Annotated in this window: 19 protein-coding genes; 16 read left to right on the top strand and 3 right to left on the bottom strand. The window is 59.2% G+C overall.

Annotated features, from left to right (window positions below):
* Positions 1-10: 10 nt before the first annotated feature.
* The 9 genes from IPI01_02960 to IPI01_02920 all read left to right on the top strand — a co-directional run bounded on the left by IPI01_02960 (position 11) and on the right by IPI01_02920 (position 13,356).
* Entirely contained in the window at positions 11-727 is a 717-nt protein-coding gene (locus tag IPI01_02960; GenBank protein MBK7256781.1) for a carbon monoxide dehydrogenase, read from the top strand.
* Positions 724-1,527: an AAA family ATPase gene (locus tag IPI01_02955; protein ID MBK7256780.1), complete on the top strand. Its 804-nt coding sequence runs from the start codon at positions 724-726 to the stop codon at positions 1,525-1,527. The genes IPI01_02960 and IPI01_02955 overlap by 4 nt, the downstream gene beginning before the upstream one ends.
* A gap of 30 nt (positions 1,528-1,557) precedes the next feature.
* Positions 1,558-3,501, top strand: a complete 1,944-nt coding sequence (cooS, locus tag IPI01_02950) for an anaerobic carbon-monoxide dehydrogenase catalytic subunit (GenBank protein ID MBK7256779.1) — start codon at positions 1,558-1,560, stop codon at positions 3,499-3,501.
* Positions 3,494-7,045, top strand: coding sequence for a CO dehydrogenase/CO-methylating acetyl-CoA synthase complex subunit beta (cdhC, locus tag IPI01_02945; protein MBK7256778.1), 3,552 nt, complete (start codon positions 3,494-3,496; stop codon positions 7,043-7,045). The genes cooS and cdhC overlap by 8 nt, the downstream gene beginning before the upstream one ends.
* 18 nt (positions 7,046-7,063) lie before the next feature.
* Positions 7,064-8,401 carry an acetyl-CoA decarbonylase/synthase complex subunit gamma gene (locus tag IPI01_02940; GenBank protein MBK7256777.1) on the top strand — a complete coding sequence of 446 codons (1,338 nt, stop codon included), beginning with the start codon at positions 7,064-7,066 and terminating at the stop codon, positions 8,399-8,401.
* A gap of 1 nt (position 8,402) precedes the next feature.
* Positions 8,403-10,325, top strand: coding sequence for a DUF4445 domain-containing protein (locus tag IPI01_02935; protein ID MBK7256776.1), 1,923 nt, complete (start codon positions 8,403-8,405; stop codon positions 10,323-10,325).
* Between the two features lie 52 nt (positions 10,326-10,377).
* On the top strand, positions 10,378-10,599 hold the full coding sequence (locus IPI01_02930) for a hypothetical protein (protein MBK7256775.1): 222 nt from the start codon (positions 10,378-10,380) through the stop codon (positions 10,597-10,599).
* A 336-nt stretch (positions 10,600-10,935) separates the two neighbouring features.
* Positions 10,936-12,660 carry a circadian clock protein KaiC gene (kaiC, locus tag IPI01_02925; protein ID MBK7256774.1) on the top strand — a complete coding sequence of 575 codons (1,725 nt, stop codon included), beginning with the start codon at positions 10,936-10,938 and terminating at the stop codon, positions 12,658-12,660.
* Between the two features lie 273 nt (positions 12,661-12,933).
* Positions 12,934-13,356, top strand: a complete 423-nt coding sequence (locus IPI01_02920; protein MBK7256773.1) for a hypothetical protein — start codon at positions 12,934-12,936, stop codon at positions 13,354-13,356.
* A 30-nt stretch (positions 13,357-13,386) separates the two neighbouring features.
* Here IPI01_02920 and IPI01_02915 read toward each other — a convergent pair whose 3' ends face one another.
* The 3 genes from IPI01_02915 to IPI01_02905 are packed head-to-tail and all read right to left on the bottom strand — an operon-like array spanning position 13,387 to position 17,740.
* Complete coding sequence (locus IPI01_02915) at positions 13,387-15,861, bottom strand: bifunctional alpha,alpha-trehalose-phosphate synthase (UDP-forming)/trehalose-phosphatase (protein MBK7256772.1); 2,475 nt, start codon at positions 15,859-15,861, stop codon at positions 13,387-13,389.
* A 33-nt stretch (positions 15,862-15,894) separates the two neighbouring features.
* A complete protein-coding gene (locus tag IPI01_02910; GenBank protein ID MBK7256771.1) occupies positions 15,895-17,112 on the bottom strand; it encodes a glycosyltransferase in 1,218 nt (405 codons plus the stop codon).
* Complete coding sequence (locus IPI01_02905) at positions 17,099-17,740, bottom strand: hypothetical protein (protein MBK7256770.1); 642 nt, start codon at positions 17,738-17,740, stop codon at positions 17,099-17,101. Before IPI01_02905 ends, IPI01_02910 begins: the two co-directional genes overlap by 14 nt.
* A 319-nt stretch (positions 17,741-18,059) precedes the next feature.
* Between IPI01_02905 and zwf the strand changes: the two genes are divergently transcribed.
* The 7 genes from zwf (at position 18,060) to IPI01_02870 (ending at position 26,701) form a co-directional block, all read left to right on the top strand.
* Entirely contained in the window at positions 18,060-19,550 is a 1,491-nt protein-coding gene (zwf, locus tag IPI01_02900) for a glucose-6-phosphate dehydrogenase (GenBank protein MBK7256769.1), read from the top strand.
* Between the two features lie 14 nt (positions 19,551-19,564).
* Positions 19,565-20,281: a 6-phosphogluconolactonase gene (pgl, locus tag IPI01_02895; protein MBK7256768.1), complete on the top strand. Its 717-nt coding sequence runs from the start codon at positions 19,565-19,567 to the stop codon at positions 20,279-20,281.
* A 436-nt stretch (positions 20,282-20,717) separates the two neighbouring features.
* Positions 20,718-21,065 (top strand): hypothetical protein, encoded by a 348-nt coding sequence (locus IPI01_02890; GenBank protein MBK7256767.1) that lies wholly within the window; start codon positions 20,718-20,720, stop codon positions 21,063-21,065.
* Positions 20,993-23,359, top strand: coding sequence for a M6 family metalloprotease domain-containing protein (locus tag IPI01_02885; GenBank protein ID MBK7256766.1), 2,367 nt, complete (start codon positions 20,993-20,995; stop codon positions 23,357-23,359). Before IPI01_02890 ends, IPI01_02885 begins: the two co-directional genes overlap by 73 nt.
* Positions 23,360-23,516: 157 nt before the next feature.
* On the top strand, positions 23,517-24,728 hold the full coding sequence (locus tag IPI01_02880; protein MBK7256765.1) for a phospholipase: 1,212 nt from the start codon (positions 23,517-23,519) through the stop codon (positions 24,726-24,728).
* Between the two features lie 484 nt (positions 24,729-25,212).
* On the top strand, positions 25,213-25,551 hold the full coding sequence (locus IPI01_02875) for a P-II family nitrogen regulator (GenBank protein ID MBK7256764.1): 339 nt from the start codon (positions 25,213-25,215) through the stop codon (positions 25,549-25,551).
* Between the two features lie 67 nt (positions 25,552-25,618).
* Complete coding sequence (locus IPI01_02870) at positions 25,619-26,701, top strand: porin (GenBank protein ID MBK7256763.1); 1,083 nt, start codon at positions 25,619-25,621, stop codon at positions 26,699-26,701.
* Positions 26,702-26,745 lie beyond the last annotated feature (44 nt).

Raw genomic sequence — 26,745 nt, 5'->3', positions numbered from 1 at the left:
GCTGGCGGCGGTGCTGGCACTCTTGCTGGCCCGGGGCGGGAAACGCGTGCTCGCCGTTGATGCGGATCCGGATGCGAATCTCGCCTCGGCTCTGGGCATCCCGGCCACCATGCAGCGGGGGATCGTGCCCATCTCCCAGCAGATCGCGCTGATCGAAGAACGGACCGGCGCGAAAGTGAAAAGCTATGGCCAGATGTTCAAGCTGAATCCGGACGTTGCGGATGTCGCAGAGCGCTGCGCATTCATGTACGAGAACGTGGCCCTGCTTGTGCTCGGTGCCATCGAGAAGGGCGGGACCGGCTGCGCGTGTCCCGAAAGTGTCTTCATCCGTGCGCTGGTTTCCGATCTGATCCTGCAACAGGGCGATGCCCTGATCATGGATATGGAAGCCGGAGTGGAACACCTGGGGCGTGCGACCGTTCGCGGGGTTGATGCGATGATCCTCGTGGTCGAGCCTGGCCTGCGGGCGATCGAATGCGCGAACAGATGCATCACCATGTCCGCGGATATCGGATTGACACGCATCAAGATCGTGGCCAACAAGGTGACGGGTCCTGACGATGAACGTTTCATCCGCGAGGCGTTCCCGTTGCATGAACTACTGGGATCGATCCCGTATTCCGGGCTGATCGGTGCTGCCGACCGCCGGGGTGAATCGGTGCTGAACGTTCTGGACGAGCATCTGCTCGGCATATTCACGGGCATTCTTGAGAAGGTGACCGCGTGACAGGAGGGAAGCCTGACAATTTTCTGATCGCTGTCACCGGAAAGGGCGGAGTAGGCAAGACCACGCTTGCTGCGCTCGTCATCCATTGCCTCATACGCGGGAATCGCAGGCCGGTCCTTGCCGTCGACGCTGATCCCAACATGTGCCTCAATCTGGCACTGGGAGTTGACGTCGGGAAGACCGTGGGAGGTGTGCGCGAAGAGGCGCGTGAAGCCGCAGGCAAGGGGCTGGCCACCGGCGTCGCGAAACAACAACTCCTGGAGATGAAGATCGCGGAGAGCCTTGTGGAAGGCGATGATTTTGATCTCATCGCCATGGGGCGACCGGAAGGTCCCGGGTGTTACTGCTACTCCAACAACGTGCTCAAATCGGTCCTGGGCCAGATCGCAGCGCAGTATCCGTATGTGGTCCTCGACAATGAAGCAGGATTGGAGAATCTGTCGCGCCGCCTCGTCCAACGGGTGGATCTGCTCATGATCGTTGCAGATCCCTCCCAGCAGGGCCTGGAGACCATCCGGCGCATCCATGCGCTTGCCGTTGAAATGGAGATCCGCTTTGAGAAGCTGGTGGTCGTCATCAACCGCGTGCGACGGGATATCCGGGCGGAGCAGCTCGCAACGATACGATCGGCAACGCATGCGGACGATGTCGTGATCCTCCCTGATGATGACGAGATCGCGGAGTTCTCTGAAAAGGGTACTTCTCTTCTGCTGCTGTCAGAGGGCAATACGGTCGTGCAACGACTGGACGCCCTGCTGGCCACGTACTGCCACACACCCTTGCATGGACAAGGGTCATGATCCCCATTGACAGGAGACGGTAGACACCCGATGAAAGCCGAAACGAACACGCATGGAGTATGGGATGTTGCTACTGCCGAGATGCTTGTCAAGGCGGACAACGACTGCATCGATACCTGCTTCTCCCGCATGGAGACGCAGAAGAATCAGTGCCGGTTCGGCAAGGAGGGGTTGTGCTGCCGCATCTGTCACATGGGCCCCTGCAAGATCACACCGAAGTCGCCCCTGGGAGTGTGCGGTGCTGATGCCGATACGATCGTCGCGCGGAACTTCCTGCGTGAAGTGACAGGTGGTACCTCCGCTCATTCCGATCATGGCCGGCATTTGATCCTCCGGCTGAAGAAGGTCGCCGAAGGGAAGGGGAATGGCTATCAGATCAAGGACGAAAAGGCGCTCCGCTACGCCGCGGGCTTGTATGATATCGAAGAACAGGGCCGGAGTGCGAACGATGTGGCGCTGGACCTTGCGAATCTGTTCATCGCAGAGATGACCTCCCAGGAAGAGATCCTCAAGACCCTGTCGCTCGCTCCGGACAAGCAACAGAGCATCTGGAAGCGCCGGCACGTGCAGCCGCTCGGCATCGACCGCACCGTGGTCGAGTCCATGCATCGCACCACGATGGGCGTCGATCATGACTACCGGAACATCCTGATGCATGCATTCCGGACGGCCCTCGCCGACGGATGGGGCGGTTCCCGCATGGCGGTGATCGCCTCGGACATTCTGTTCGGTACGCCCTCACCCGTCCGTAGCAAGTCCAACCTGGGCATCCTGCAGGAGAACACGGTCAACATCCTGGTCCATGGCCACGAACCGGAGCTTTCCGAGATGCTTGCGGTGGCTGTGCAGGATCCCGGGATCATCAGGGATGCGAAAGAAGCCGGAGCGGAAGGGATCACGCTGGCCGGCATTTGCTGCACCGCCAATGAGATCCTGATGCGGCATGGGATCCCCGTGGCAGGCAACTTCCTGCAGCAGGAACTGGCGATCATCACCGGAGCGGTGGAGATGATGATCACGGATGTGCAGTGCTGCATGCCGAGTTTGCCCGACATAGCGCAGGCCTATCACACGCTGATCGTCTCTACTTCCGAGATCGCACAGACGATCGGATCGGTGCACCATGTCTTCAAGGAGGATGACGGGCTCGAATCCGCACGATCGATCGTGCGTCGTGCGATCGAGAACTACAAGAACCGCGATCCGAAGAAGGTGAGCATTCCGTCCGCATCAAAGCCTCTGGTTGCCGGGTTCAGCGTCGATGCGATCAAGTACATGCTGGGAGGGCGCTTCAGGGCATCGTTCCGTCCCCTGAACGACGCCATCATTCAGGGACGCATCAAGGGGCTGGTGGGCATCGTTGGGTGCAGCAACCCCAAGGGGCCGTTGGAATACTATGTGAACACACTCACGAAGCGGTTGATCGAGAGCAATGTGCTTGTCCTGAAGACGGGATGTGCCGCGATCGCATCCGCCAAAGAAGGGATGCTCCTGCCGGAGACCGCTCTGGAGCACGCGGGGCAGGGGTTGCGTGAAGTGTGCGAGGCCGTCGGCATTCCGCCTGTGCTGCACATGGGCAGTTGCGTTGACAATGCGCGTATCCTTGAGGCCGCCACGGAAGTCGTGCTCGAGGGCGGCCTGGGCGATGACCTGTCGCAGATCCCGGCCGTGGGCGTCGCACCCGAGTGGATGAGCGAAAAGGCGATCGCGATCGGGTGCTACTTCGTCGCTTCCGGCGTGGATGTCATCCTGGGGCATCCGTTCCATGTCGCCGGATCGGAGAATGTGACCCGGTTCCTCACGGGGGAGGCCACGGAACTGTTCGGCGGTTCGTTCCATGTGTGTCCCGACCCGGACGAAGCGTTCGTGAAGATCATGGCATTGCTCGACGCTTCCAGGGAGAAACTGGGGATCAACAAGAAGGCGGAACGCAAGTTGTACGATATGAAAGACAGGAGAGAATTGGATGTCTAAACTGATATGCAGTAGTGCGATCGACGGTGCCGTCGAATGGGTCGCACAGGCGGAATTGAAGTTGGATGAAGCACTTCAGGCAAAAGGCGCACATTGTCCGGTCAGCTTTCCGGGCACTGCATATTACCTGCCGATCATCTATTCCTTCACCGGCGAGAAGGCGGAGACGCTCGGGGATCTGAGCAGGATCCTCCGTATCGCGAAGGGATATCTGCCGGAGCGTCCGTCGGACAAGGTCTGGCTGCCGTATCTGGGCAATACACTGGATGCAGGAGTGGCGGCGTTGTTCGCGTGCGAGATCATCGAGGCCTGCAAATATGTCGTCGGGCCGGATCCGGTCAACGGCATCTGGCTCGGTGCAGCCACTGATACGATCATGCGTGAACGGGGGATCGAATTTGTTGACGGGACTGCCCCCGGCTTTGCCGCGATCACCGGTGCAGCGCCGACCAACGCGATCGCCGTGAAGATCGCCCGGGAGTTGCAGGAGAAGAATCTCTACGTCTTCATGGCCGGCAGTCTGAACGGCAAGCAGTTCGCCGATCAGCTTGCTGAAGAAGGCGTGCAACTGGGGTGGGAAACGCGTCTGGTGCCGTTCGGCAGCGATGTCTCTGCCCTCGTCTATGCACTCGGGTTCGCGAACCGCGCGGCACTCTCTTTCGGTGGCGTGAAACCCGGCGACTTTGCCAGGAACCTGAAGTACAACAAGAACCGCATCTTTGCCTTCGTCCTTGCACTGGGCGAGGTCTCCCCGGCAAAGTACGCGGCTGCAGCGGGAGCCATCAATTATGGTTTCCCCGTTATCGCAGACACGGATATTCCGGAGATCCTGCCGACCGGTGTCTGTACGTATGAGCATGTGGTTGCCAACGTCCCGCATGATGTTCTCGTGGAAAAGGCACTGGAAGTGCGCGGCTGCAAGATCAAGATCACGAACGTGCCCATCCCGGTCGCGTACGGGCCGGCGTTCGAAGGCGAGAGGATCCGGCGGACCGATGCCCATGCGGAATTCGGCGGGAACAAGACGGCGGCATTCGAATTCGTGACGTCGAAAGAACTGGATGAGATCACCGACGGTGAGATCACCATCATCGGCCCGGATATCGACGCGATCGCGGAAGGCGCCTTCCTCCCTCTGGCCATATGGGTCGAGGTGGCAGGTCGCAAGATGCAGACGGATTTCGAACCCATTCTGGAACGGCAGATCCATCATCTGATCAATGGCGCGGAAGGTATCTGGCATATGGGCCAGCGCGACATTGTCTGGACGCGGGTGTCGAAGCAGGGGTTTGCCCGGGGACTGCGGCTCAGACACTACGGCGAGATCATCCACGCCAAGTTCCTCTCTGAGTATCCGGCGATCGTTGACAAGGTGCAGGTCACGCTGATCACCGATGGCGACGAAGTGAACAAGAGGCTCGCGGTTGCACGCAAGGTGTACGACGAGCGGAACCGCCGTCTGGAATCCATGACCGATGACGCGGTGGACACGTTCTACTCCTGCCTCCTGTGTCAGTCCTTTGCACCGAATCATGTGTGCGTGATCACGCCGGAACGCCTTGGCCTCTGTGGTGCGTACAACTGGCTGGACGGCAAGGCTGCCTACGAGATCGATGAGACCGGCCCGAACAAACCCATCCGGAAGAACGAGTGCCTGGATCCGGTGCGGGGGATCTGGAAGGGCATCGATGACTATGTCTACATCAACAGCCACAAGACGATCACGAGCTTTTCGGCGTACTCGATCATGAACAATCCGATGACCAGCTGTGGATGCTTCGAGGTCATCTGCGCGTATGTACCGGAGTGCAACGGCGTCATGGTGGTCAATCGTGAATATCAGGGAGAGACGCCGGTCGGCATGACATTCTCATCTCTGGCCGGCAACGTGGGCGGTGGTTTGCAGACGCCGGGTTTCATGGGATGCGGGAAGGTGTTCCTGACATCACGGAAGTTCCTCTTCTCAGAAGGCGGGCACAAACGCCTTATCTGGATGACGAAGGAACTCAAGACCCTCCTCGCTGACGATCTGCAGAGGCGATTCGGCGAACAGGGAGTGCCCGATCTGCTCGACAAGATCGTCGATGAAACCATGGCGATCGATGCGCATGAAGTGCGCCGGCACCTCGAGCGGAATGGCCATCCGGCCATCACGATGGAAGACATGGGCGAGTATGCACGAGCGGCCGCAGGAGCGCCGGAAGCCTCGGCACAGAGACCTGCATTGGTGACGGACACGCTCGCAAAGGAATCCCCATCAGGGATGTCCGCGGCGAGGGTCGCGGCCCAGGCGGTTGTGTCCACGAGTGTAGCTGAGGAGGAGGATCGTACGGCCATGCGTGTTTCAGCTGCCGATCTCGAGCTATTGAAGGCGGATCTGATCCGTGAACTGAAGAGGTCGATCACCAGTGAGGTCGTGGGTGAGATCGTCAATACGCTGAATGCGAAGTTCCTCGGAAAGGAACCGGAAGCCCCCATTGCGGCTGATGTGAGATCCATGGTCCCCCCGGCCGCGCCGATCATCCCGGCAGCAGCTCCACCTGCCCCCACCGCGGCCGAACGGATAAGCCAGGTGGAAGCATTTCAGATCCGGAAAGAAACGGCGGAGGTCCCCGTCTGGCGGGTATTGCTCGGAGCAACCAAAGCCGAAGGTGGTACGCGAGGCCGGACATACACCATCGGCGGCGAAACGTGCATGCCGTTCCATCTCTGGGAAGGAGCAATGCCACACCGTCCGCTGGTGGCCATGGAAGTGTTCGATGTCGTGAATGAGAAGTATCCACCGGTGCTGCGGACGGCGTACGGGGATCTTCTCCATCGCCCGGCGGAAATGGCACGGGCATGTGTTGAGAAGCACGGTGCCGACCTGATCAGCGTCCGCCTGGAGGGGACGCACCCTGAGAAGGGAGGTCGCACTCCCGAGCAGGCCGTTGCTCTGGTGAAAGAAGTGCTTGCCGCGGTCCCCGTTCCTCTCATCATCACCGGTCACAGCAATTACGACAAGAACAACGAAGTGATGAAGGCGGTGGCCCAGGCGTGCAGCGGAGAGAAGCTGCTGTTGAACTGGGTGGAGCAGGACAACTACCGGACCATAGCCGGTGCGGCGCTTGCATTCGGCCATGCACTTGTATCGCAAAGCCCTATCGATGTGAACATTGCGAAACAGATGAACATTCTGCTGACCAACATGGACGTCAAGCCGGAGCAGATCGTGATGGACCCGATGACAGGCGCCACGGGGTACGGCATGGAGTATACGTACTCCGTCATGGAACGGATCCGTCTCACCGCCCTGAACGGCGACCGTATGCTGGCGGGGCCGATGATCGTTTCCCCCGGACAGGAATGTGCAAAGATCAAGGAATCGCGCGCGACGGAGAAGGATTTCCCTGAATGGGGAGAACTCGAAGACCGGGCGGCCCTCTGGGAACTGACCACCGCGATCTCGTTCCTCTACGCAGGTGCTGATATCCTTATCATGTACAATCCGAGATCTGTCGCGGCTCTGAAGAAGACCATCTCTCAGTTGTTGGACCAACAATAGCAGACGAGGAAGCATCGCATGGCGCTTACCGGCTTGCAGATACAGAAATTGCTGCCCAAGACGAACTGCAAAGAATGTGGTTCCAACACATGCCTGGCATTTGCCATGAAGCTCGCAGCGAAGCGGGCGGAATTGGCGCTCTGCCCCTATGCGTCCGATGAGGCGAAAATGGTCCTCGGGGCAGCCGGCGAGCCCCCGGTCAAGATCATAGCCCTTGGAGCGGCGCGATCGCTCAAGCTTGGCGACGAATCCGTCCTGTACCGCCACGAAAAGACGTTCGTCAACAAGACCGCCTTTGCGGTGAATATCAACGACTCCGATGAGGATGCGACGATCGACGCCACGCTGGCGAAGGTCAGGGACTATGTGCTTGAGCGCGTCGGGGAAACCATCCGGATCGACATGGTGGCGGTGACGCACACGAGCAATGAGCCCGGTCGCTTTGCGGAAGTGGCAAAACGGGTGTGGGCGACACTGGAGCGGCCACTGGTTCTTTGCAGTACGGATGTGGAGGCGCTCGCAGAAGCAGCGCGTGCCGTCCCCGGTTCCCACAGCGTGCTGGCCGCTGCCACAGAAGCGACGTCGGACCAGCTCGTTCAGGTCGCCCGGGAATGTGAGCATTGCCTGGCTGTCACAGCACCAGACCTGAACAAGCTCGTTGCCTTGACGACCCGTGTAAAGGCGGAAGGATTTGATGATCTTCTGCTGCAGTATCCAACACTCTCACTGGCAGAGCAATTCCAGACCAATACAACCGCCCGGCGGGCAGCCATCAAAGACAGTTACAAACCTCTCGGGTACCCCGGTCTACATGTCATCCCGCCCGGCGATCTGCTTGACACGACGGTGGCGGCCCTGAATGAGATCTGCAAGTACGGTGGCATCTGTGTGCTGCCGGAATTCAATCCCGCGCAACTTGCGACGTTGCTCACGTTCCGGCTGAATCTCTTCACCGATCCGCAGAAGCCCATTCAGGTGGAGCCGAAGCTCTATCCGATCGGTGAACCGAAGCCGGATGCTCCGGTGTTCGTGACGACGAACTTCTCCTTGACCTATTTCATCGTGTCAGGAGAGATCGAGAATTGCGGTCTGAGTGCCTGGCTGCTGGTGCCGGAATGCGAGGGGATGAGCGTGCTGACGGCATGGGCCGCCGGCAAGTTCTCTGGTGCGGTCATCGGCAAATTCGCCCGGGAGATCGGGTTGAACGACCTCGTCACATCGCGTCAGATCATCATCCCGGGGTACGTGTCGCAGATCAGCGGGGAGCTGGAAGAAAGCATGCCGGGCTGGAAGGTCCGTGTCGGTCCACAGGAAGTTGCGGATCTGGAAAGCTTCATCCGGGCAGGGTTGAACTAGCATGCCCGCCATCACCTTTCTCCCGTCGGGCAGATTGCTGGAGGTTCCCTCCGGCACTCAACTGCTCGATGCAATGGGAAAGGCCGGCATCGAGATCGATCTGTCGTGTGGGGGTGAAGGGACCTGTGGCGATTGCATCGTGCGGGTGAAGACCGGTGACGTGGATTCCAGCAGTCAGGGGATGCTTTCCGGCTCGGCACTGAGTGACGGGCACGTGCTGGCGTGCAGGACCCGTGTACTGGACAAGGATGTTGTCATCGAGATCCCGCAGCAGTCGGGCAAGGATGGTGGCCAATTCATCGACGAGACAGATTCCGTGCTGCTCATCCGGCAGGATCTCTTTCCGAGAGAGTGGCAGCATGATCCACTGACCCTCAAATGGCTGGTGCAGGTTCCGCCTCCGCGCCTGGAAGATGGATTGTCCGATCTCGAGCGGTTGACACGCATGGTCCAGAAGGACTGGGGGAAGCGGGAGTTCCACTATGCGTTGCCGGTGATACAGAAGCTCGCCGGTGTTCTCCGCGAACACGAGGGGCTCGTGACGATCACCCTTGTGCGCTCGCTGCTCCTGTATCACATCGTGGACGTCGAGCCCGGGGACCAAACAACGAGGCACTACGGTATTGCCATCGATGTCGGGACCACGACCGTCGCAGTGCAGTTGGTGTCGCTCCCCCTGGCAAAGGTCGTCGGCACCCGCACCGCATACAACGACCAGGTGGTCTGTGGCCTTGACGTCATCAGCCGGATCAACTATGCGCAGAAGCCCGAGCGATTGAAGGAACTGTCGGTGCGGGTGCTGAAGACCATCAATACCCTGGTGACCGAAGTGTGCAGGGCGTATGATGTCGATCCTGGAGAGATCAGCAACGCGGTGATCGCCGGGAATACGACCATGACCCATTTGCTCCTGGGCCTGAACCCCGAATATCTCCGGCTGGCGCCGTATACGCCAACGCTCCTCGAAGCGCAGTATTTCACATCGCGCGAGATCGGGCTGGAGATCAATCCCAATTCATGGGTGTACATCTCTCCTGCGGTGGGCAGTTATGTGGGAGGGGACATCACATCGGGCCTTCTCTGTACGGATATCGCTACGGATTCCGATGCCGTGAATCTGTTCATCGACATAGGGACGAATGGGGAGATGGCGGTTGGCAACAGTGAGTTCCTTCTGACCTGTGCCTGTTCGGCGGGTCCTGCGTTCGAAGGAGGAGGGATCGAATTCGGCATGCGTGCGTCCCTGGGGGCCATCGAAAAGGTCCAGGTGGCTCCGGAGACCGGTGCATCGTCGTATCAAACCATCGGGAATGTGTTGCCGGTCGGGATATGCGGATCCGGCATGATCTCGCTCCTGGCGGGCCTCTCCATGACCGGATGGATCGACTCGGCAGGGAAGCTGGACAGGGTCAGAAGCTCTCCCGTGATCCGGGTCGTGGGCCGGCAGGCGATCTACATCATTGCCACGGCAGAGCAGAGTGGCATCGGCAAGGCGATCGTCATCAGTGAAACGGATATCGAGAACATCCTCCGCGCGAAGGCTGCGATCTTCTCGGCAGTCGCCATGATGCTGGAGGAGACAGGGCTTGATCCATCCGACCTGGCTCAGGTGTACATTGCGGGTGGCTTCGGCCGCTTCCTGGACATCGAAAAGGCGGTCTGCATCGGATTGCTCCCCGATCTGCCAAGAGAGAAGTACTTCTACATCGGGAACTCATCGCTCACCGGTGCATTCATGGTGCTGGTGTCGCAGGAGTTTCGGGAGAAACAGCGACAGCTGGCAGGGAGAATGACCTATATCGACCTCTCCTCGAAACCGGGGTACATGAATCAGTATGTCGGCGCTCTCTTTCTGCCGCACACGGATCTCGATCTCTTCCCGAGTGTGAAGAAAAGCCGGCACGTCTCAGGGCTGACGACGTGACTCCACGTGCCAATGTCCTATGATCAAATTCCCAGTATCAGGAAAGCCGCCTATGAGCGAGTCCCACTGTCCCGGTCAGGACATGCGCTACTGGACGCCCGACGACATCTTCGATGTCATCTGTCCTGAGTGCCAGAACGAGATCGAATTCTGGAAGGATGAACCGATAAGGGTGTGCTCGCGGTGCAAGAAGGAGATCCTGAATCCGAGGATCGACCTGAGTTGCACGGACTGGTGCAAGTCGTCGAACGCCTGCGTCGGCAGAAGGAAATAGTCGTATCCGCGATCGTGCAATGACGACCGGGCCCCGTCAGGCCAGGTTCTTTATCTGCCCCCAAGCGGCTGGTGGTGATCCGCTTCCCACTCCAATTCGTCGCAGTTTCCTTCCCCGGTCGGCCGGGCTACGCCCCGGCCACACAGCTCACCGGGGAGACCACCGGCGCCAGTTTCCTCCGAGGGATTAACTACTCTTTCATCCTTCCGGCTGATTTCTCCTTCCTTTCCGTGTGGTATACTTCCTCAAGAGTCGCGAGCACCTCTCCATGGGGGGAGGAGTACGTTCTCGCGAACATCATACGTGCCGGACCCCAAGAAACCTGGAGAACGTTGTATGAAGACCACAAAAGCACGGCCCCCGAAGAATGTGTTTCCGAAATCCCGCACGAGCATTCAAGGGTTGGACGAGATCACGAATGGGGGGCTTCCGAAAGGCAGAGCGACGCTGGTGTGCGGCGGAGCAGGGTGCGGGAAGACCCTCTTTGCCATGGAGTTCCTCGTCTACGGGGCAACGCGATACAATGAGAAGGGCGTCTTCGTGTCGTTCGAGGAAACGCCGAAAGAACTCATTGCGAACGTCGCTTCGCTGGGGTTCAACCTCGAAGATCTTGTGGAACGAAAGAAGATCCGGCTTGAATATATCAGCGTCGAAAAAAGCGAGATCAAACTGGGCAGCGAATACGATCTGGTCGGCCTGTTCGTCAGGATCCAGGAGGCCATCGAGAGCATCGGTGCAAAACGTATCGTGCTGGATACGATGGAGTCTCTCTTCTCTGAACTGCCTCACCCCGAGATGCTTCGGGCGGAACTGCGCCGTCTGCTGCGCTGGTTGAAACGGAAGGGCGTGACCGCGATCATCACCGCCGAGCGGGGAGATGGTACCCTGACCCGTCAGGGGCTGGAAGAATATGTGTCCGATTGCGTCATCCTCCTCGACCATCGCGTGGATGACCAGTCCTCGGTACGCCGGCTGCGCATCGTCAAGTATCGTGGCTCAACGCACGGCACGAATGAGTACCCCTTCCTGATCGACGAGGACGGTTTCTCTGTTCTACCCGTCACCTCCCTGGGATTGAACTACTCTTCTTCCCGCGCCCGCATCTCCAGCGGCATCCCACGGCTTGATACCATGCTTTCCGGACGCGGTTACTTCCGCGGCAGTACCGTACTCGTCTCGGGTACCGCCGGAACCGGCAAGACAAGCATCGCCTCCCAATTCGTTGAGGCCGCGTGCAAAAGGGGTGAACGCGTCCTCTTTTTTACCTTCGAAGAATCCCCGAGTCAGCTCACGCGCAATATGCGTTCGATCGGCATCGATCTGGACCCGTGGATACAGAAGGGATTGCTGCAGTTCCACGCGACCCGTCCTACACATTACGGCCTGGAGACCCATCTCGCAACAAGCATCAAGATGATCAATGCCTTCGATCCGAAGGTCGTGATCCTGGATCCGATCAACGCGTTCGTTACCGGGGAGAACCAGAACCAGGTCAAGACCATGCTGCTGCGCCTCGTGGATTTTCTGAAGATGAAGCAGATCACTTCGTTCTTCACCAGCCTCACGACCGCCGGTGATTCGCTGGAGCTGACGGATGTGTACATCTCGTCGTTGATCGATACCTGGTTGCTTCTCCGTGACATAGAGATCGGTGGGGAGCGGAACAGGGGATTGTACGTGCTGAAGTCGCGCGGCATGATACACTCCAACCAGATCCGTGAATTCAAGCTGACCAACCACGGGATCGAGCTGCTCGACGTGTACGTGGGTGCAGGCGGTGTATTGACCGGCTCGGCCCGCCTTTCGCAAGAGACCAAGGACGAAGCCGAGCAACTGCTGCACCAACAGGAGATCGTCCGCAAAGAGATCGGATTGGAGCGCAAACGGGAAGCCGTGGAGGCACAGATCCTGCTGTTGCGGGCAGAATTTGAGGCTGAGGAGTCCGAAGCGCTCAAGGCCATCGAGATCGACAGATCCAGGATCGAGCGGTTTGACCTGGACAAAAGGAAAATGGCGAAGAGCCGGAGGAGCGATGCGAATGTGAAGCATGGCCGCGCGTAAAAAGAAGACAACCTAGGACGTCATGGCGAGCGCGGAGATATTCTCGTGAAGGTGCTTCACTGTGAACACGAAACGTCGATCCCGGTGGCCACCGGGATCGGCCCGTATTACCATTGGAAGGATGTCAGCACCTACTACGGGCGAAAGCTCAGCCGGTAACGTGTGATGGCATTGTCACTTGTCGGTTGTCAAGGGGGAACTCTCCGGGCCACGTGTCTGTTGGGAAAAGAGGGGGTGAGATCCTGTTCTTCAGAGGAACAACGAGGAGTGACAATGAAGCGGAGACCGATACTGCTGATGGCCACGGCATTTCTCACCGCGGTGTCCTGCAGTTTTTCAGCCTACATCGAGCACACCGGAGAGTGGTGGCGGGGTCAGACTGTGGCCGCGAAGTACGAGTACATTGGCCTGACCTTCGAGGGGAACACCGTAGGATCGAACTTGCTTGGATTCGGTCTGTCGACGCAGATCCGGGTCAAGCCAGCCGGTCCGACGTCGAAAGGCCCGACCATGCCGGCCTCGCTCCAGGTCGATGGTGGGCAGCTCGTTGATGGACTGGACAGGTTCTACTCCGATCCGCGTAACGCCACGATCCCTGTCTCGAAGGCGTCGTTGGTGTTTGTCTATGGGCTCGCCGGAATGCCGCGTGCCACATTGCGCACCATGATCGAAGAGTTCCGTAAGCCCGGCTGCTGACGGTCGCTTCCCGGTAACATACCCTCCGCCTCATTGTCCTGTATGTTCTGGAGTCCCGACATCGCGATTCGGGATGTCGTCCTGCGGTTCGACCTTCGCTTGCGGACCTCTCGGGATTCGGTCGGTCCAGAGGCGCCTCACGACCGGATACAGGCCAAAACCGAGCAGCCACGCCACGACGGTGCCGTTCCTTCGTTGAGGGCGACGTACGGGCTGGTGCCCGTCCTTCATTTTCCGGGCACTCCGTTTCGGATCACCCTGAGCCCTCGGGTCTCTGGGTTGCGCGGCCAGGGCGCGGAGGAGATCGTGGACTTCGTCAATGCCTCCGAGATTGTATCGGGCGTGACTGTTGGCGATCCCAACTTTGATGGAGTACGCCGTCGGCGGGAGCACCTTGAAGAGGTCCTCGTCGGTCCAATCGTCACCGATCCCCAGCACGAATTCGTACTCCTCCTTCGCCATCCAATGGCGCGCAGCGACGCCTTTGTGGATCCCCGCATTGCGGACCTCAATGACTTTCTTCCCCTGAAGGATCTGCACATCGATGTTGGCCGTGAAGGCCACGAGATGGTCCGTGAGTTCACCGGCCAGGAGCTGGGCCTGTTCGGGGTGGGCATTCCGGTAGTGCCACACGACGGAATATTCCTTCTCTTCGATGCGCGAGCCCGGGAGACGATCGGCGTAGTGTTCAAGGATAGGGAAGATCCGTTCTTTCCATTCCCGTGGCAACGGCTTCAGCAGTTCCCACGCGCCTGCATACTCTTTGATCCATGTCCCGTGCTCTGCGACGAGATGCATGGGGATCGTCCCGAACCACTCCTCCAACGTTCCCCTGTCCCTCCCGCTCACGAGAACGAGCGTATTGCGCAGATCTGCCGCAAGTGCCTCGAGGAGCCCTATGAGGTCGCGATCGGGCCGCGACTCCTGCGGATCGGGCGCGAAAGGTACGAGCGTTCCATCATAGTCCAGCAGGATCAACCGGTGGTGGGAGGTGGAATAGGACTTCAGGAGGGTGTCGTGCGCGCCCTCAATCAGGAGCCGCGATGCGAACGTGTCCTGTGCTTCCCGGGTGGCGAACAGCAGATGCACGAAATCATTCGCCCACCGGAGCACATCGTACCGGCGCAGGCGATTCTGCATGATCTGATTCCGGCGCCTCTGCTCCTCCACCGGCATAGCAAGAGCCTCGCGCAACGCTTGCGCGATCTCCAGGGTCGTATGAGGGTTGATGGTGATGGCTTCCCCGAGTTCCTTTGCGGCCCCCGCCATTTCGCTGATGATGAGCACGCCGGTCAGATCGTTCCGTGACGCAACATATTCCTTGGCGACCAGATTCATTCCGTCGCGCAGCGGGGTGACCAGGGCAACGTCACTGACGCTGTAGAGCGCGACCAGGGGGCCGAAGGACATGTGCTTATACTGATAGAGGATGGGGGTCCACCCGATCCTCCCGAACTTGCCGTTGATCTTGCCGACAAGCTCCTCGATCTGGCGCTTCATATGATCATAGTGCGAGACGCCTGTGCGGGAGGGAACCACGATCATGATCATGACCACGTTGCCGTGGAGACTGGGATCACCCTCGAGCAGCACTTCGAATCCCTGCAGGCGGTTGAGAACCCCCTTGGTGTAGTCGAGCCGGTCAACGGAGAGGACGACCTTCACGCCGGGAAGAAGCGAGGCGAGGACGCCCTGCTCCTGCCTCACCCCTGGATCATCCAACGCATGGTTGAATTTGCTGAAATGGATGCCCATGGGGAGCGTCTCCACCCTGACGACGCGATCAGGAAGAAGGATCTGGCCGAGGTGGTGTTCGTGACCAAGGAGGCGGAGCGTGCACTGGAGAAAATACTGCATATAGCCGTAGGTATGGAATGCGACCAGGTCAGCACCGAGGAGCCCCGAGAGGATCTGTCGCCGCCAGGAATTGGGAAGGAGCCGGAACACCTCAAAGGTCGGAAACGGGATGTGCAAGAAGAACCCGATCGGCACATCGGGCACGCTCGCGCGGACCATGCCCGGGAGCAGCATCAGGTGGTAATCATGGATCCACACGACGTCCCCATCACGAAGGATCCCGTTCACCGCTTTGCAGAATATCTCGTTCACACGGATGTACTGTTCCCACTGCGTTTCGTCGAACATCGAATACGCTGTGAAATAATGGAAGAGTGGCCAGATGGTGGAGTTGCAGAAGCCGTGATAGAACTGCTCCATCTCTTCTTGTGCAAGGAACACCGGCACGGCATGGAACGCATCGCGTGCCGTTGCGATCACTTCCTCCTGGCGCGCCGGGTCGACGGTGCTCCCCGGCCACCCGACCCAGAGGTATTCGCCGAAGCTCCCGCTGCCGGTCTCGAGCGAGTCGAGGTACGTGCGCAGCCCGGTTGCCAGCCCGCCATCACTCTCCGTGAACACCAGAGAATCCTGACTTTGCGTGACGACGAACGGAAGACGGTTGGAGACGATCACCAGTCTCCGGTGGGTAAGAGGTGTGGATGTCATTGCGGTCCCTCCTCGTCAAGGTGCAGCGACAGGTCAGAGATACACCGTGTCGCCTTCGTGAAGCAGGGAGACGAACAGCAGGAGATAATCACGGATATGACGCGTGATCAGGAAATTCTCCCGGATATGCTCCCGTCCGTTGAGTCCGAGATGCCTGGCGTGGTCGGGCTCCCGGAGGAGCCGCTTGATCCAGTGGGCCGTACCCTCGATGGAGTGTGTGAGGATCCCGCCGTGATTGTGGGTGATCTGGAGGGGGATGCCGCCCACCGCGGAAGCGATGACCGGCTTGCCCTTCCAGAGAGCCTCGGCAACGGTGAGGCCGAAGCCTTCCCGAAGCGATTTCTGAAGCACGATCGTGGATCCTCGCTGAAGGGCGTTGATCTCCAGGTCGCTGGCCGGGGGAAGGAGCAAGATGAAGATATCCTTGTCATCCCCGGCGGCCTCCCGGACCTGTGCCAGAACGGTCATCCCTTCCGGGTCATCCGTTGCGCCTCCACCCGCCAGGACCAACTGACAGTCCACATGTCGCTTGGCGATCGCATACGCCCGGATCACACCGACGGGGTCCTTGAGAAAGTCGAACCTGGAGATCTGAGTGATGACGGGGCGCGATCGATCGATGCCAAAGCGCTCGAACACGGCCTGCACCGCCTCGTCCGGCAGAAGCTTATTCTTGTCACTGAGCGGATCGATCGACGGAGAGATCAGCACCTGGGTGATCAGGAGAACCCTGCCGAAGGCGGGAGCCGAAAAGACCGCCGCATCGTACCGCCGGACAAATGGCTTCAGGAATGACCAGGTCTTCATTTCGGGGTTAGACGAATCGATATGACACCTCCAGATCCATTTGCTCGCTGCGGTGCTTCGCCGCTCGACAAGTCCGACCGGCTGTGGGTCATGGACGACAACCATATCCTCAAAGGAGAGTTCGGCAGCATTCTCACGATTGACGGCAAGGAAGTATTCCATGTCCTCCGGGCTCAGAGCCACCTCCACGCCATGGAGAGCATTATGGATCTTCTTGGTGATCACATAGAACCGCTCATCCCCTTTGATGACATCCCATCGCACGTGAAGTCCCAGTTGGCGCATGAGCGGGACCATGCGCGAGAGGATCTCCGCCACGCCGCCACCAATGGCCGTGGAATTGATGTTCTGGATCCTGATGTCCTGGAGATGATCCGCCAGCAGGTGGAGATCTTGTATCACCGCGGGACCGGTGATGGTCGCGTAATCGTCAATGCTTGTCATAACCTCCTATGAGGACGAGGAGCCGTTTGCGTAGTCCTTCGAGGGTGCAGGTATAGGGGTCCAGCCGGAGCACCGCGTCGGCAAGGGTGGAGAGTGACTGAGACCGGAACCACTGCGAGAAGTCGTTCTCGCCATTGTCCAGTCGCAGACGCGCGTCGAAGACATGGTAGTAGAGCGAGGCAACGCTCACGTGCGCGAGATGTTCGGCGAACTCACTGAGAGTGTGCGCGAAGAGAGGAGTTTGCAGTACGAATAATCGGGATGCCATGAAATGGAACTCCTCCCCCTGAACGCACTGCCTCGGCCGTGGATCGTCGTCAAGGTGTCTTTCGATCAGAGAGACAAGATGCCTCTGCAAGTCCGTGACGGTGGGGAACCCGATGATATCAATGTTGGACAATTGCTCCCCCAACGTGTGGTCATTCAGGACCTCCGTTACCCAATACGCGAAGTCGTTGGATGGTTCCGGCGTGAGGTAGTTGTGGGTCAGAAGGAAACGGTGGGTGTGAAAGTAGATCGAGGAGCGCGGAGCAAGGCGCATGCACTGGAGCAACTCATGGACCGACCGTGCCTTCATGCCGAGAAGGAGGGTTTGGTCCAATTTCGTGCAAAACCGGAAATCGTCCATGGACATTCTCCACCTCCTTTGCAGGAAAGTGCGCGACTGCCATCGCACTTCCCGTTTCTCCGCCCCGGTCTCCGTCCAGCATCGTCTCCGTATCTCACAACAGGATCCCGTCCGTGTCGGTTCCCGTTGAGGTGCGGTCGTACCGCTCCGCGTTTCTGCCGTTCCGGCCACGGGTTCAGGGTGCGACCGAACAATCGATGGAGTTGCGCCTCTCAAGCGAAGTCCGTAGCATGCATGGTAATTGCTCCCGGCTCGATCCGGGTTACGGTGACCATTCACGACCACGGGCGCTCCTTGGGTGCGCTGGCCATGGGGGATCATGAAAACTTCGATCGTCATCTTTGGAGCATCCGGGGATCTCGCGTCACGGAAACTCATCCCCGCGCTGTATATGAATTTCCGCAAGAGACGTCTTCCGGAGAACACCCGGATCATCGGATTCTCCCGTCATCCGTTCTCGGATGGGTCGTTCCGCGAGAAGATGAAAGAGGGGCTGCGCGCCTTTGAACCAGGGGCCTTTTCGGAGGATGTGTGGCACGCATTCGCCGGATCGCTGTTCTACCATCAGGGTGATGTGGAAAGGCTCAACGACTACCTGAGTCTGGCCGGAAAGGTGAACGATGCCGACGGTGAACCGGCGAATGTATTGTTTTACCTGGCCGTCGCTCCGCAGCTGTATCCAGTCATCGTGCGCAAGCTGGATGAGGCGCGTCTGCTTCGGGCGATGGGCGACAAGGCATACAGGCGGATCGTCGTGGAAAAACCGTTCGGCAGTGACCTGGCATCGGCACAAGACCTCAATCGGGAGCTGGGGAAGGTCGCGAGCGAGGACCAGATCTATCGCATCGATCACTATCTCGGCAAGGAAACCGTCCAGAATCTCCTGGTGTTCCGTTTCGGCAACGCCATATTTGAGCCGCTCTGGAATCGGAATTACATCGATCATGTCCAGATCACCGTCGCCGAAACCGTCGGTGTCGGACATCGAGGGGGCTACTACGATCAGACCGGACATTTCCGCGACATGTTCCAGAATCACCTGATGCAGCTTCTCGCACTGGTGGCCATGGAGCCGCCGGCCGCGGTCGAAGCAAATGCACTGCGCGACGAAAAGGTGAAGGTACTCGGGTGTGTACGAGAGATCCCTGAAGAACTGTCGGCACGTATGACGGTCAGGGGACAATACACCGGCTACCGTGCCGAACAGGGGGTCGACCCGCAATCGTCCACCGAAACCTTCGCTGCGGTTCAGCTCTCCCTGGACAATTGGCGATGGCACGGGGTTCCGTTCTATCTCCGATCCGGGAAGATGCTGGCTGAGAAATCCTCCGGGATCGTGATCGCATTCCGGCGGCCACCCATGCAGATGTTCGATGTCCTCTCCGGGTCAACCGAACTCATCACGAACCATTTGAGCATGGCGATCCAGCCGAATGAGGGGATACGGCTGCGGTTCATGACGAAAGTGCCTGACGGCGGTATGGCGATGAGGGCGGCGGAGATGGATTTCGATTTCCGTGAGACATTTCAGAACACCCCCATGCCGGAGGCGTACGAGCGTCTGTTGCTGGATGCCTTGAATGGAGATGCGTCTCTGTTCGCGCGGAGTGATGAGATCGTTCTCGCATGGAAGCTTGTCGATACGATCCGGCGCGGATGGGAGGGCGATGCCGCTCCCGTGCTGCAATCGTATGAGCAGGGGTCCTGGGGTCCGGCTTCCGCGGAGCATTTACTTGGAAGGGACGGTCGGTGGTGGGTGCACGATAACGGATCGCCGCAGAGTGAAGGACACGGTGGACGCGCCTCATGAGGGATCGTTCCGTTGTGACAATAGCCCAAGATCGTGAGCAGCTTGCGCGCTGCGCTGCAGGGAAGATCCGTGAACGGATCGCCCTGGCGATCGCCGTGCGGGGGATATGCACCGTTGCACTCGCCGGCGGTGAGACCCCACGCCGTGTGTATCAGATCCTGGCCGGTGAGGAGCAGCGGTGTGCGATCCCGTGGGATCACGTGCACCTTTTCTTTGGCGATGAGCGGATGGTTCCACCCGATGACCCCGACAGCAACTACGGGATGGTCCACCGCGAACTCGTGAGCAGGATCCCGATCCTTCCCGGGAACGTCCATCGTATCCGCGGGGAGGCGGCGCCGGCAGATGCCGCCCGGGAGTATGGGGTGGATCTGAACGCGCATTTCGAAGGGCGGCCGCCACGTTTTGACATCGTTCTGCTTGGCGTGGGTCAAGACGGTCATACGGCATCGCTGTTCCCTGGGACGAGCGCACTCGCGGAGGTAACGGCACTGGCGGTGAGCTGCTTCGTGCCACAGCTCAGGAGCTGGCGCGTGACGCTGACAATTCCCGTCTTCGACAACGCGCGTGACATCGTATTCCTGGCTGCGGGTGAGGCGAAGTCCTCCGTGATCGCGAAGATCATGGCGACCGGTGGGCCGCACCGGGATCTTCCTGCCTCACTGATCCGGCCCACACAGGGGAGGGTAGAGTGGCTGCTGGACAGTGACGCTGCATCCCTGCTTCATTGACTTGACGGTGCTCTGGAGCGTCACAGCGGGACCCGATCCCGGGCCACCACCCACCCAATTTTCCAATATTGGCCGCCCCTTGAATCTTGACCAGCAGATTTGTATACTAAAAGATTGTCGTGCCTTCTGACGTGCAGTCCGGAGGCATGCTTACCCACTTCCTCGCATACAGTTCGAGTCCTTCCCCCAAAAAAGTTGTCATGTGCTGATGATCAGGCGGCCGGGATCGTCCCGGGTCGTGTGCATCCACTGTTCTTTGTCGGCACCATTCCTATCCCATCACCTGCGGTAGCATGCCTGCTTCCGGAGGGCGTTCCTCGTGGGTCTCCACCTGCGAAGACTCATCCGTACGTCCAACGATCCGCCAGGCGTGAACCATCGAGGGCATTCCGCGCGTTCGGGGCCGATCCATTTCATCCATTTTCAGGAGTTTCATATGAAGCGGTTGTTATTCCTCATGTTGAGCGCCACCACGCTGTTGGCCATGCCGGCCAAGCGGACACCCACCGTTGTATCGCAACCCGACGGCTCGACGCTTTCGGTCGTGGCTTTTGGAGATGAGCGCTACCACTTCAACGAGACTCTTGACGGCTACGTGGTGGTAAAAGGTGCGGATCGGTTCTGGTATTTTGCGGCACTGAATGCTGAAGGAGATTCGAACCGACATCCGTGCGTGTCCGTGGGGGGAGCCCGTCCGCATCGGACGCGGCGGTGCCGGGCATTGCGAAACATCTCCGGGAAGCCCGGTCGGTCGTCCATGAACAGCTCCTTGCGCGGCCCATGATCGTCCGCGGAAACGTGGAACACCGGCAGCTGAGCGGCATGCCGAAAGCGTCCTCGACCAACGCCACGGTGAAGCATGTGCTGGTTCTCTGCGTGAAATATCCCGATATGCCCTCGACCGAAACGGCCGTGAGCTACCAGTCGATGATCAATGACGACAACTGGCACAGTGGTGTTGGCGGCATGAGCAAGTACTATGAAGAGGTGTCGTACAACGCGCTCTCTATTGAGGCGGATTATCAGGAGTGGATCACTGCCGCCCACAATTTTCTGTATTACGCTGACAGCGATCCGAATGGCTCCGCTCACACGCAGGAACTCGTTGCCCAGTGCCTCGATTCCGCAGAGGCGCGGGGCGTCGATTTTTCGACCTATGACAACGACGGCGATGGTGAGGTCGATGGGGTGTTCATGATCCATGCGGGACCCGGAGCAGAAGAGGGGAATACCGACTACATCTGGTCGCATGCCGGCGGTCTTGGTGCATCCTCTGCACGCACATACGACGGCGTGAGCATCGCAAGCTTCATCACGATGCCGGAACTCTATGACGGTGGGCATGTGGACATCGGCGTTTTCAGCCATGAGTACGGTCATATGCTCGGACTGCCTGATACGTACGATGTTGACTACGCGACGAATGGCGAATCTTCGGGCCTCGGCGCTTACTGCCTCATGGCGGGTGGCAGCTGGGGTGGGAACGGAGACCCGGAACGTCCCGTGCAGATGTCGGCATACTGCAAAGCACTGCTCGGATTCGTGACCCCGACGGAAGTGGCGGCGAACGGAACGATCAGCGTTCCACAGGTGGAAACGAATCCCGTGGTGTACAAGATCTGGCTGGATGAAAACAGGTCCGACGAGTACGTGTTGATTGAGAATCGGCAGAAGACAGGCTTTGACCTGAATCTCCGCGGCTCGGGGTTGCTCATGTATCATATTGACCGGAATCTTGCGGATATCTGGCCTGCGTCCAATAGCATCAACGTGACCAATACGCACCTCGGCATCAAGCTCTACGAAGCAGATGGTGACGAGGACCTGGCGAATGGCACGAACAACGGCGACAGCGGCGATCCATATCCGGGGGCATCATCGAACACTGCGTTGGCCGGAAGCTCCACGCCGAACTCGGACCTCTGGAGCGGGACCCCGAGTGGCGTTGAGATCACCGGGATCTCTGCGTCGGCTGCCACCATGACGGCAGACGTTGTCGTCCCGACATACTATGGAAGTTCGCAGCAGTTCTTCCGCCAGACCACCGGAAGCGAGTACGGCAATGCATCGACGAACACGGCCTACGGGATGGTCAAGGTCGTGCCCACGGAATCGGGCAAGATCCTCGGTGTCCGCGTGTTCAGTTTTCGTAACCGTCACAGCAACATCACCGCGCAGGTCTTTTCAACCCTGTCGGGATCCACACTCTCAGGCGCGATCAGCGCGGCCGTATCGGGGGCCTCAGATGTGGTTGACAAGTTCATTGCGCTCGATTTTTCCCCCGGTGTTGATGTAACGGCCGGCGTGCCAGTGTATGTCCGCATTCGATACGACCGCACGTCCGGCGGGTATGTTGTGCCGATCGATCTCAATGGGCCGATCACAGGCCTGAGCTATTACTCTTCGAATGGCACATCCTTCACAAATCTGACGGCCTACGATGTGCTCGCCCGCGTGGTGTTGAAGAACAACAATCCACTCCCCGTGCAGCTTGCCTCCTTCCATGCCTCGCCCGGGATCGATGGCGTGACCCTCCGTTGGGAAACGGCATCGGAGATCGGCAACTTCGGGTTCCAACTTGAGCGTGATACCGTCCGTGTGGCACACGTATTCACGGCGGTAGCGGGGGCGTTCGTTCCTGGCCACGGAACGACGTTGCAGCCCCACACGTACAGCGTGGTGGATGGTACGGCACGGGCGGGTCGATGGGTGTACCGGCTGAAGCAGATCGACCTGGATGGCACGGTTCACCTGTCTGAACACGTCGAAGTCGACATCACGACGACGGATCTGCAGGGGGAGGCATCCCTCCCGATGGCGTTCTCCCTGGAGCAGAATTTCCCGAACCCCTTTAACCCCACGACGCAGATCACGTTCTCCTTGCCTGTGAACGCTGAGGTGCGGTTGGCGGTGTATGATGTGCTCGGGCGTGAGGTTGCGGTGCTTGCTACCGGCACCATGAACGCTGGCACATACGCTGTGCCGTTTCAAGCGTCGCACCTGTCCAGCGGGGCGTACTTCTATGCGCTGAAGGCCGGCACCTTCACGTCGTTGAAGAGGATGCTTCTGGTGCGATGAGTGTGTGATCTGTTGATGCAACCCTCCGGGTTCAACACCGCACCGGGGGGGTATGATAGCCGTGACGAAGGCCCTGGATCGATCCGGGGCCTTTCTTATTGGTACCAACTAAGGGATATTTCTCATATCTTTCCATGCACAACTTCGGAACATGCGTATGGCACCATCCAGGCGAGCGATCCTGTTCTTCCTGACCTCTTTCGCTGCAAGTACCCTTGCGTTGGGGCAGGATATTGAGATCGTTGAGACTATTCCTGTGGGGACTGCGCTGGAGAATCCCGATATCCGTGATGCAAAGGATGTCTGGGTCGCCATGATCGACCGCGCGGAGCGGACGCTGGACCTCGAGCAGTTCTATGTGTCGAATGCACCTGGCAGTGCCATGGAGCGTGTGCTTCTGGCGATCCAGCGTGCTGCGACGCGGGGTGTACGCGTCCGCCTCCTGGTGGATGCGCGCATGTACAAGACCTATCCGGAAACCGTAGACTCGCTGGGAAGGAAACCGAACATCGAGACACGTCGCCTTGATTTCAGCACGGCGGGAGGAGGGATCCAGCATGCGAAGTACTTCATTGTGGACGGGAGCGAGGTGTTCGTCGGAAGTCAGAACTTTGATTGGCGCGCGCTCGAGCATATCCACGAACTGGGGTTGCGAGTGAAGAGCAGTGCGTTCGCACGGGCGTACCAGGATGTGTTCGAGCTCGACTGGGATCTGGCAGGGGGCGGGGATGCGCGCTTTGACGGTTCCCGGGTGATCCCTCACATCTCATGCGCAGTGAATACCGGCGATACGGCATTGATCCGTCCGACGTTCAGTCCGCGGGGGTGGATCCCGGACTCTCTGCTGTGGGATGAACGTGCGATTCTCGGGGTGATCGACGGCGCCCGAAGTGGTTTGGTGCTCCAGTTCCTCGCCTATGGCACGCATGAGAGGAAGGGAGGGCCGTATACCGTGATCGATGATGCGATCCGGCGGGCGGCGCGGCGGGGAGTGAAGGTGCGGATGATCGTGTCCGACTGGATGAAGGGCAGTGCTTCGGAAGCAGACGTGAAGAGCCTCAGCAAAGAGCCGAATGTCGAGGTTGCGTTCACATGTATCCCGGAATGGGCCGGCGGCTACATTCCGTTTGCCCGCGTGGAACACTGCAAGTTCATCGTGGCGGATACAACCGGGTTCTGGCTTGGCACGAGCAATTGTGAAAAGGGGTACTTCTATGGTTCCCGGAACCTGGGCATCGTTGGAGCCAACCGGACCCTTGCGCAGCGCCTCGCCGCGATATTCGAAAAGAGCTGGCAGAGCCCGTACAAAGAGTCTGTCGTTGACGGCACGGTGTATCCGCCCCGGGTACATGGCGAGCGGGCTCCCTGAAAGTCCCATCGCCCTCCCGGCTCTCGCCCGGAGCATGAGGGGCATCTCCAGAATTCGTTGACAGTTCGTGCCTCCTGCGGTCCCGGCCTGCTGTTGGTCGGGACCTGCCACTTCCTCCCGTCAGACTCTTCCCCCCCTCGCTCTTCATGCAGAAATTTTGGACAAAGAAGTGGCGTATTCCGACCGGAATCGCTGCTTCGTGACGGACCGGGGATCCGCCACGAGAAAAGCCTTGACACGACGCGGGTGCAGCCTTATATTCGTAAAGCGAAACGTCGCGTGACCTCGTAAAGTAAGTACGACGATATACCAGACCTTAGAAACAACGGTGCTCGGTATGAAGACCATCAGCAGGCGTCCGGCAATGGCTGGTCCCGGTTCTTGATCAGCCTGGACGCGGAGGATCTCCCGATGGAAGGTCTGCCACGGATCGTCGGCAGAGAAGCGGTGCTGCTATTCACTATCACTCATGCATGGAGGTGCGATGAAGAAGATCGAAGCAATTATCCGTCCTCACAAGGTAGAAGATGTCCGTGAGGCGCTGGTCGAACTCGGGGTCCGGGGGATGACCATCATAGAGGTCCGTGGTATGGGACGACAAAAGGGCCATACGGAAGTGTACCGCGGATCGGAGTACCAGATCGACTTCCTGCCAAAGATCAAGCTGGAGGTGGTCGTTGCCGACCGCCTCGTGGATGGGGCGATCGCGGCGATCCTCAAATCGGCCAAGACCGGGAACATCGGGGATGGGAAGGTATTCGTGAGTACCATCGATGAAGCGATCCGCGTCCGCACCGAAGAGGTTGGAGAAAGCGCGCTGTAGCAGTGCGGACTGCCACTGCCATCATCCACATTCGAGGCCGGGATCGTGCCGGCATGAAGGAGAGCACATGCATCGTCTGAAACGCTTCAAGAGTGTCGCCTGGGGGATCGGGATATCCGTTCTGGCATTCTCTGTTGATCTTTCAGCTCAGGAGCAGCCCGCTGCACCGGCCATCACCACCTCCGGGTTCGTCGATGTCTATTTCAGCAAGAACCTGGGCAAGCCGGCAGGCAATGTGAACACGTACAGAAACTTTGACCTGGTGCAGAACCGGTTCGACGTCAGCCTCGCGGAGATCGTCTTCCAGAAAGCTGCTGCACCCATCGGTTTCAGGATCGATGCGGATTTCGGAAGCACGAATGACCTCGTGCAGGGATCCTCTTCCAGCACGCTCGCCCTGCTGCAGCAAGCGTACGTCACGGCGGTGCTCCCCCTGGGTGCAGGGCTGACCGTGGACATGGGCAAGTTCGTCACCCACATGGGGTATGAAGTGATCGAGTCGCGTGACAACTGGAACTATAGCCGGTCGTTCCTGTTCTCGTGGGCCATCCCGTATCACCACTTCGGGATCCGCGCCGCCTATCCCGTGCTTCCGATGCTCACCGTCACAGCCCACCTCTCCAATGGCTGGAATACTCTCGAAGACAACAACGACGCGAAGACCGCCGGGGCGAGCCTCTTCTTCACACCTTCGGACCAGATCACTCTGGCAGCCGGATGGATCGGCGGTAATGAGCAGCCGGATTCCCTCAACGCAGGAATGCGCAACGTCATCGATCTGACGCTGATCTACCGCCCTACGTCCAGTCTGTCGTTCGCCGTCAACGGGGACTATGGTTCGGAATCGTTCGCGGGAAGCTCCGTGTCGTGGAAAGGTATAGCGCTGTACGGCCGCTATGCTTTGTCGGATGCGAGCGCCCTCGCCCTGCGGACGGAAATCTATGACGACACCGACGGTGCAACGACGGGGACGGCGATGCGGCTTGGCGAACTGACCGCGACATTCGAACACCTTCTGCTGGGTGGACTCCTCCTCCGTGCGGAGTTCCGGCACGACTGGTCCACCGTGACCGTGTATGAGCAGAGTGACGGCGGCGCTCCCGTCGATCACCAGAGCACGATCGCTCTCGGGGCTGTGGTCAGCTTCTGAACTTTCAGGATTCTTGAACAACACTCACCTCATTGCAGGAGTCA

Source organism: Ignavibacteriota bacterium (assembly GCA_016707525.1).
In the GTDB taxonomy this organism is placed as follows: Bacteria; Bacteroidota; Ignavibacteria; order UBA10030; family UBA6906; genus JAGDMK01.
The sequence above is the reverse complement of the archived record's forward strand: the minus strand, read 5'-3'. Positions and strand labels throughout refer to the sequence as shown.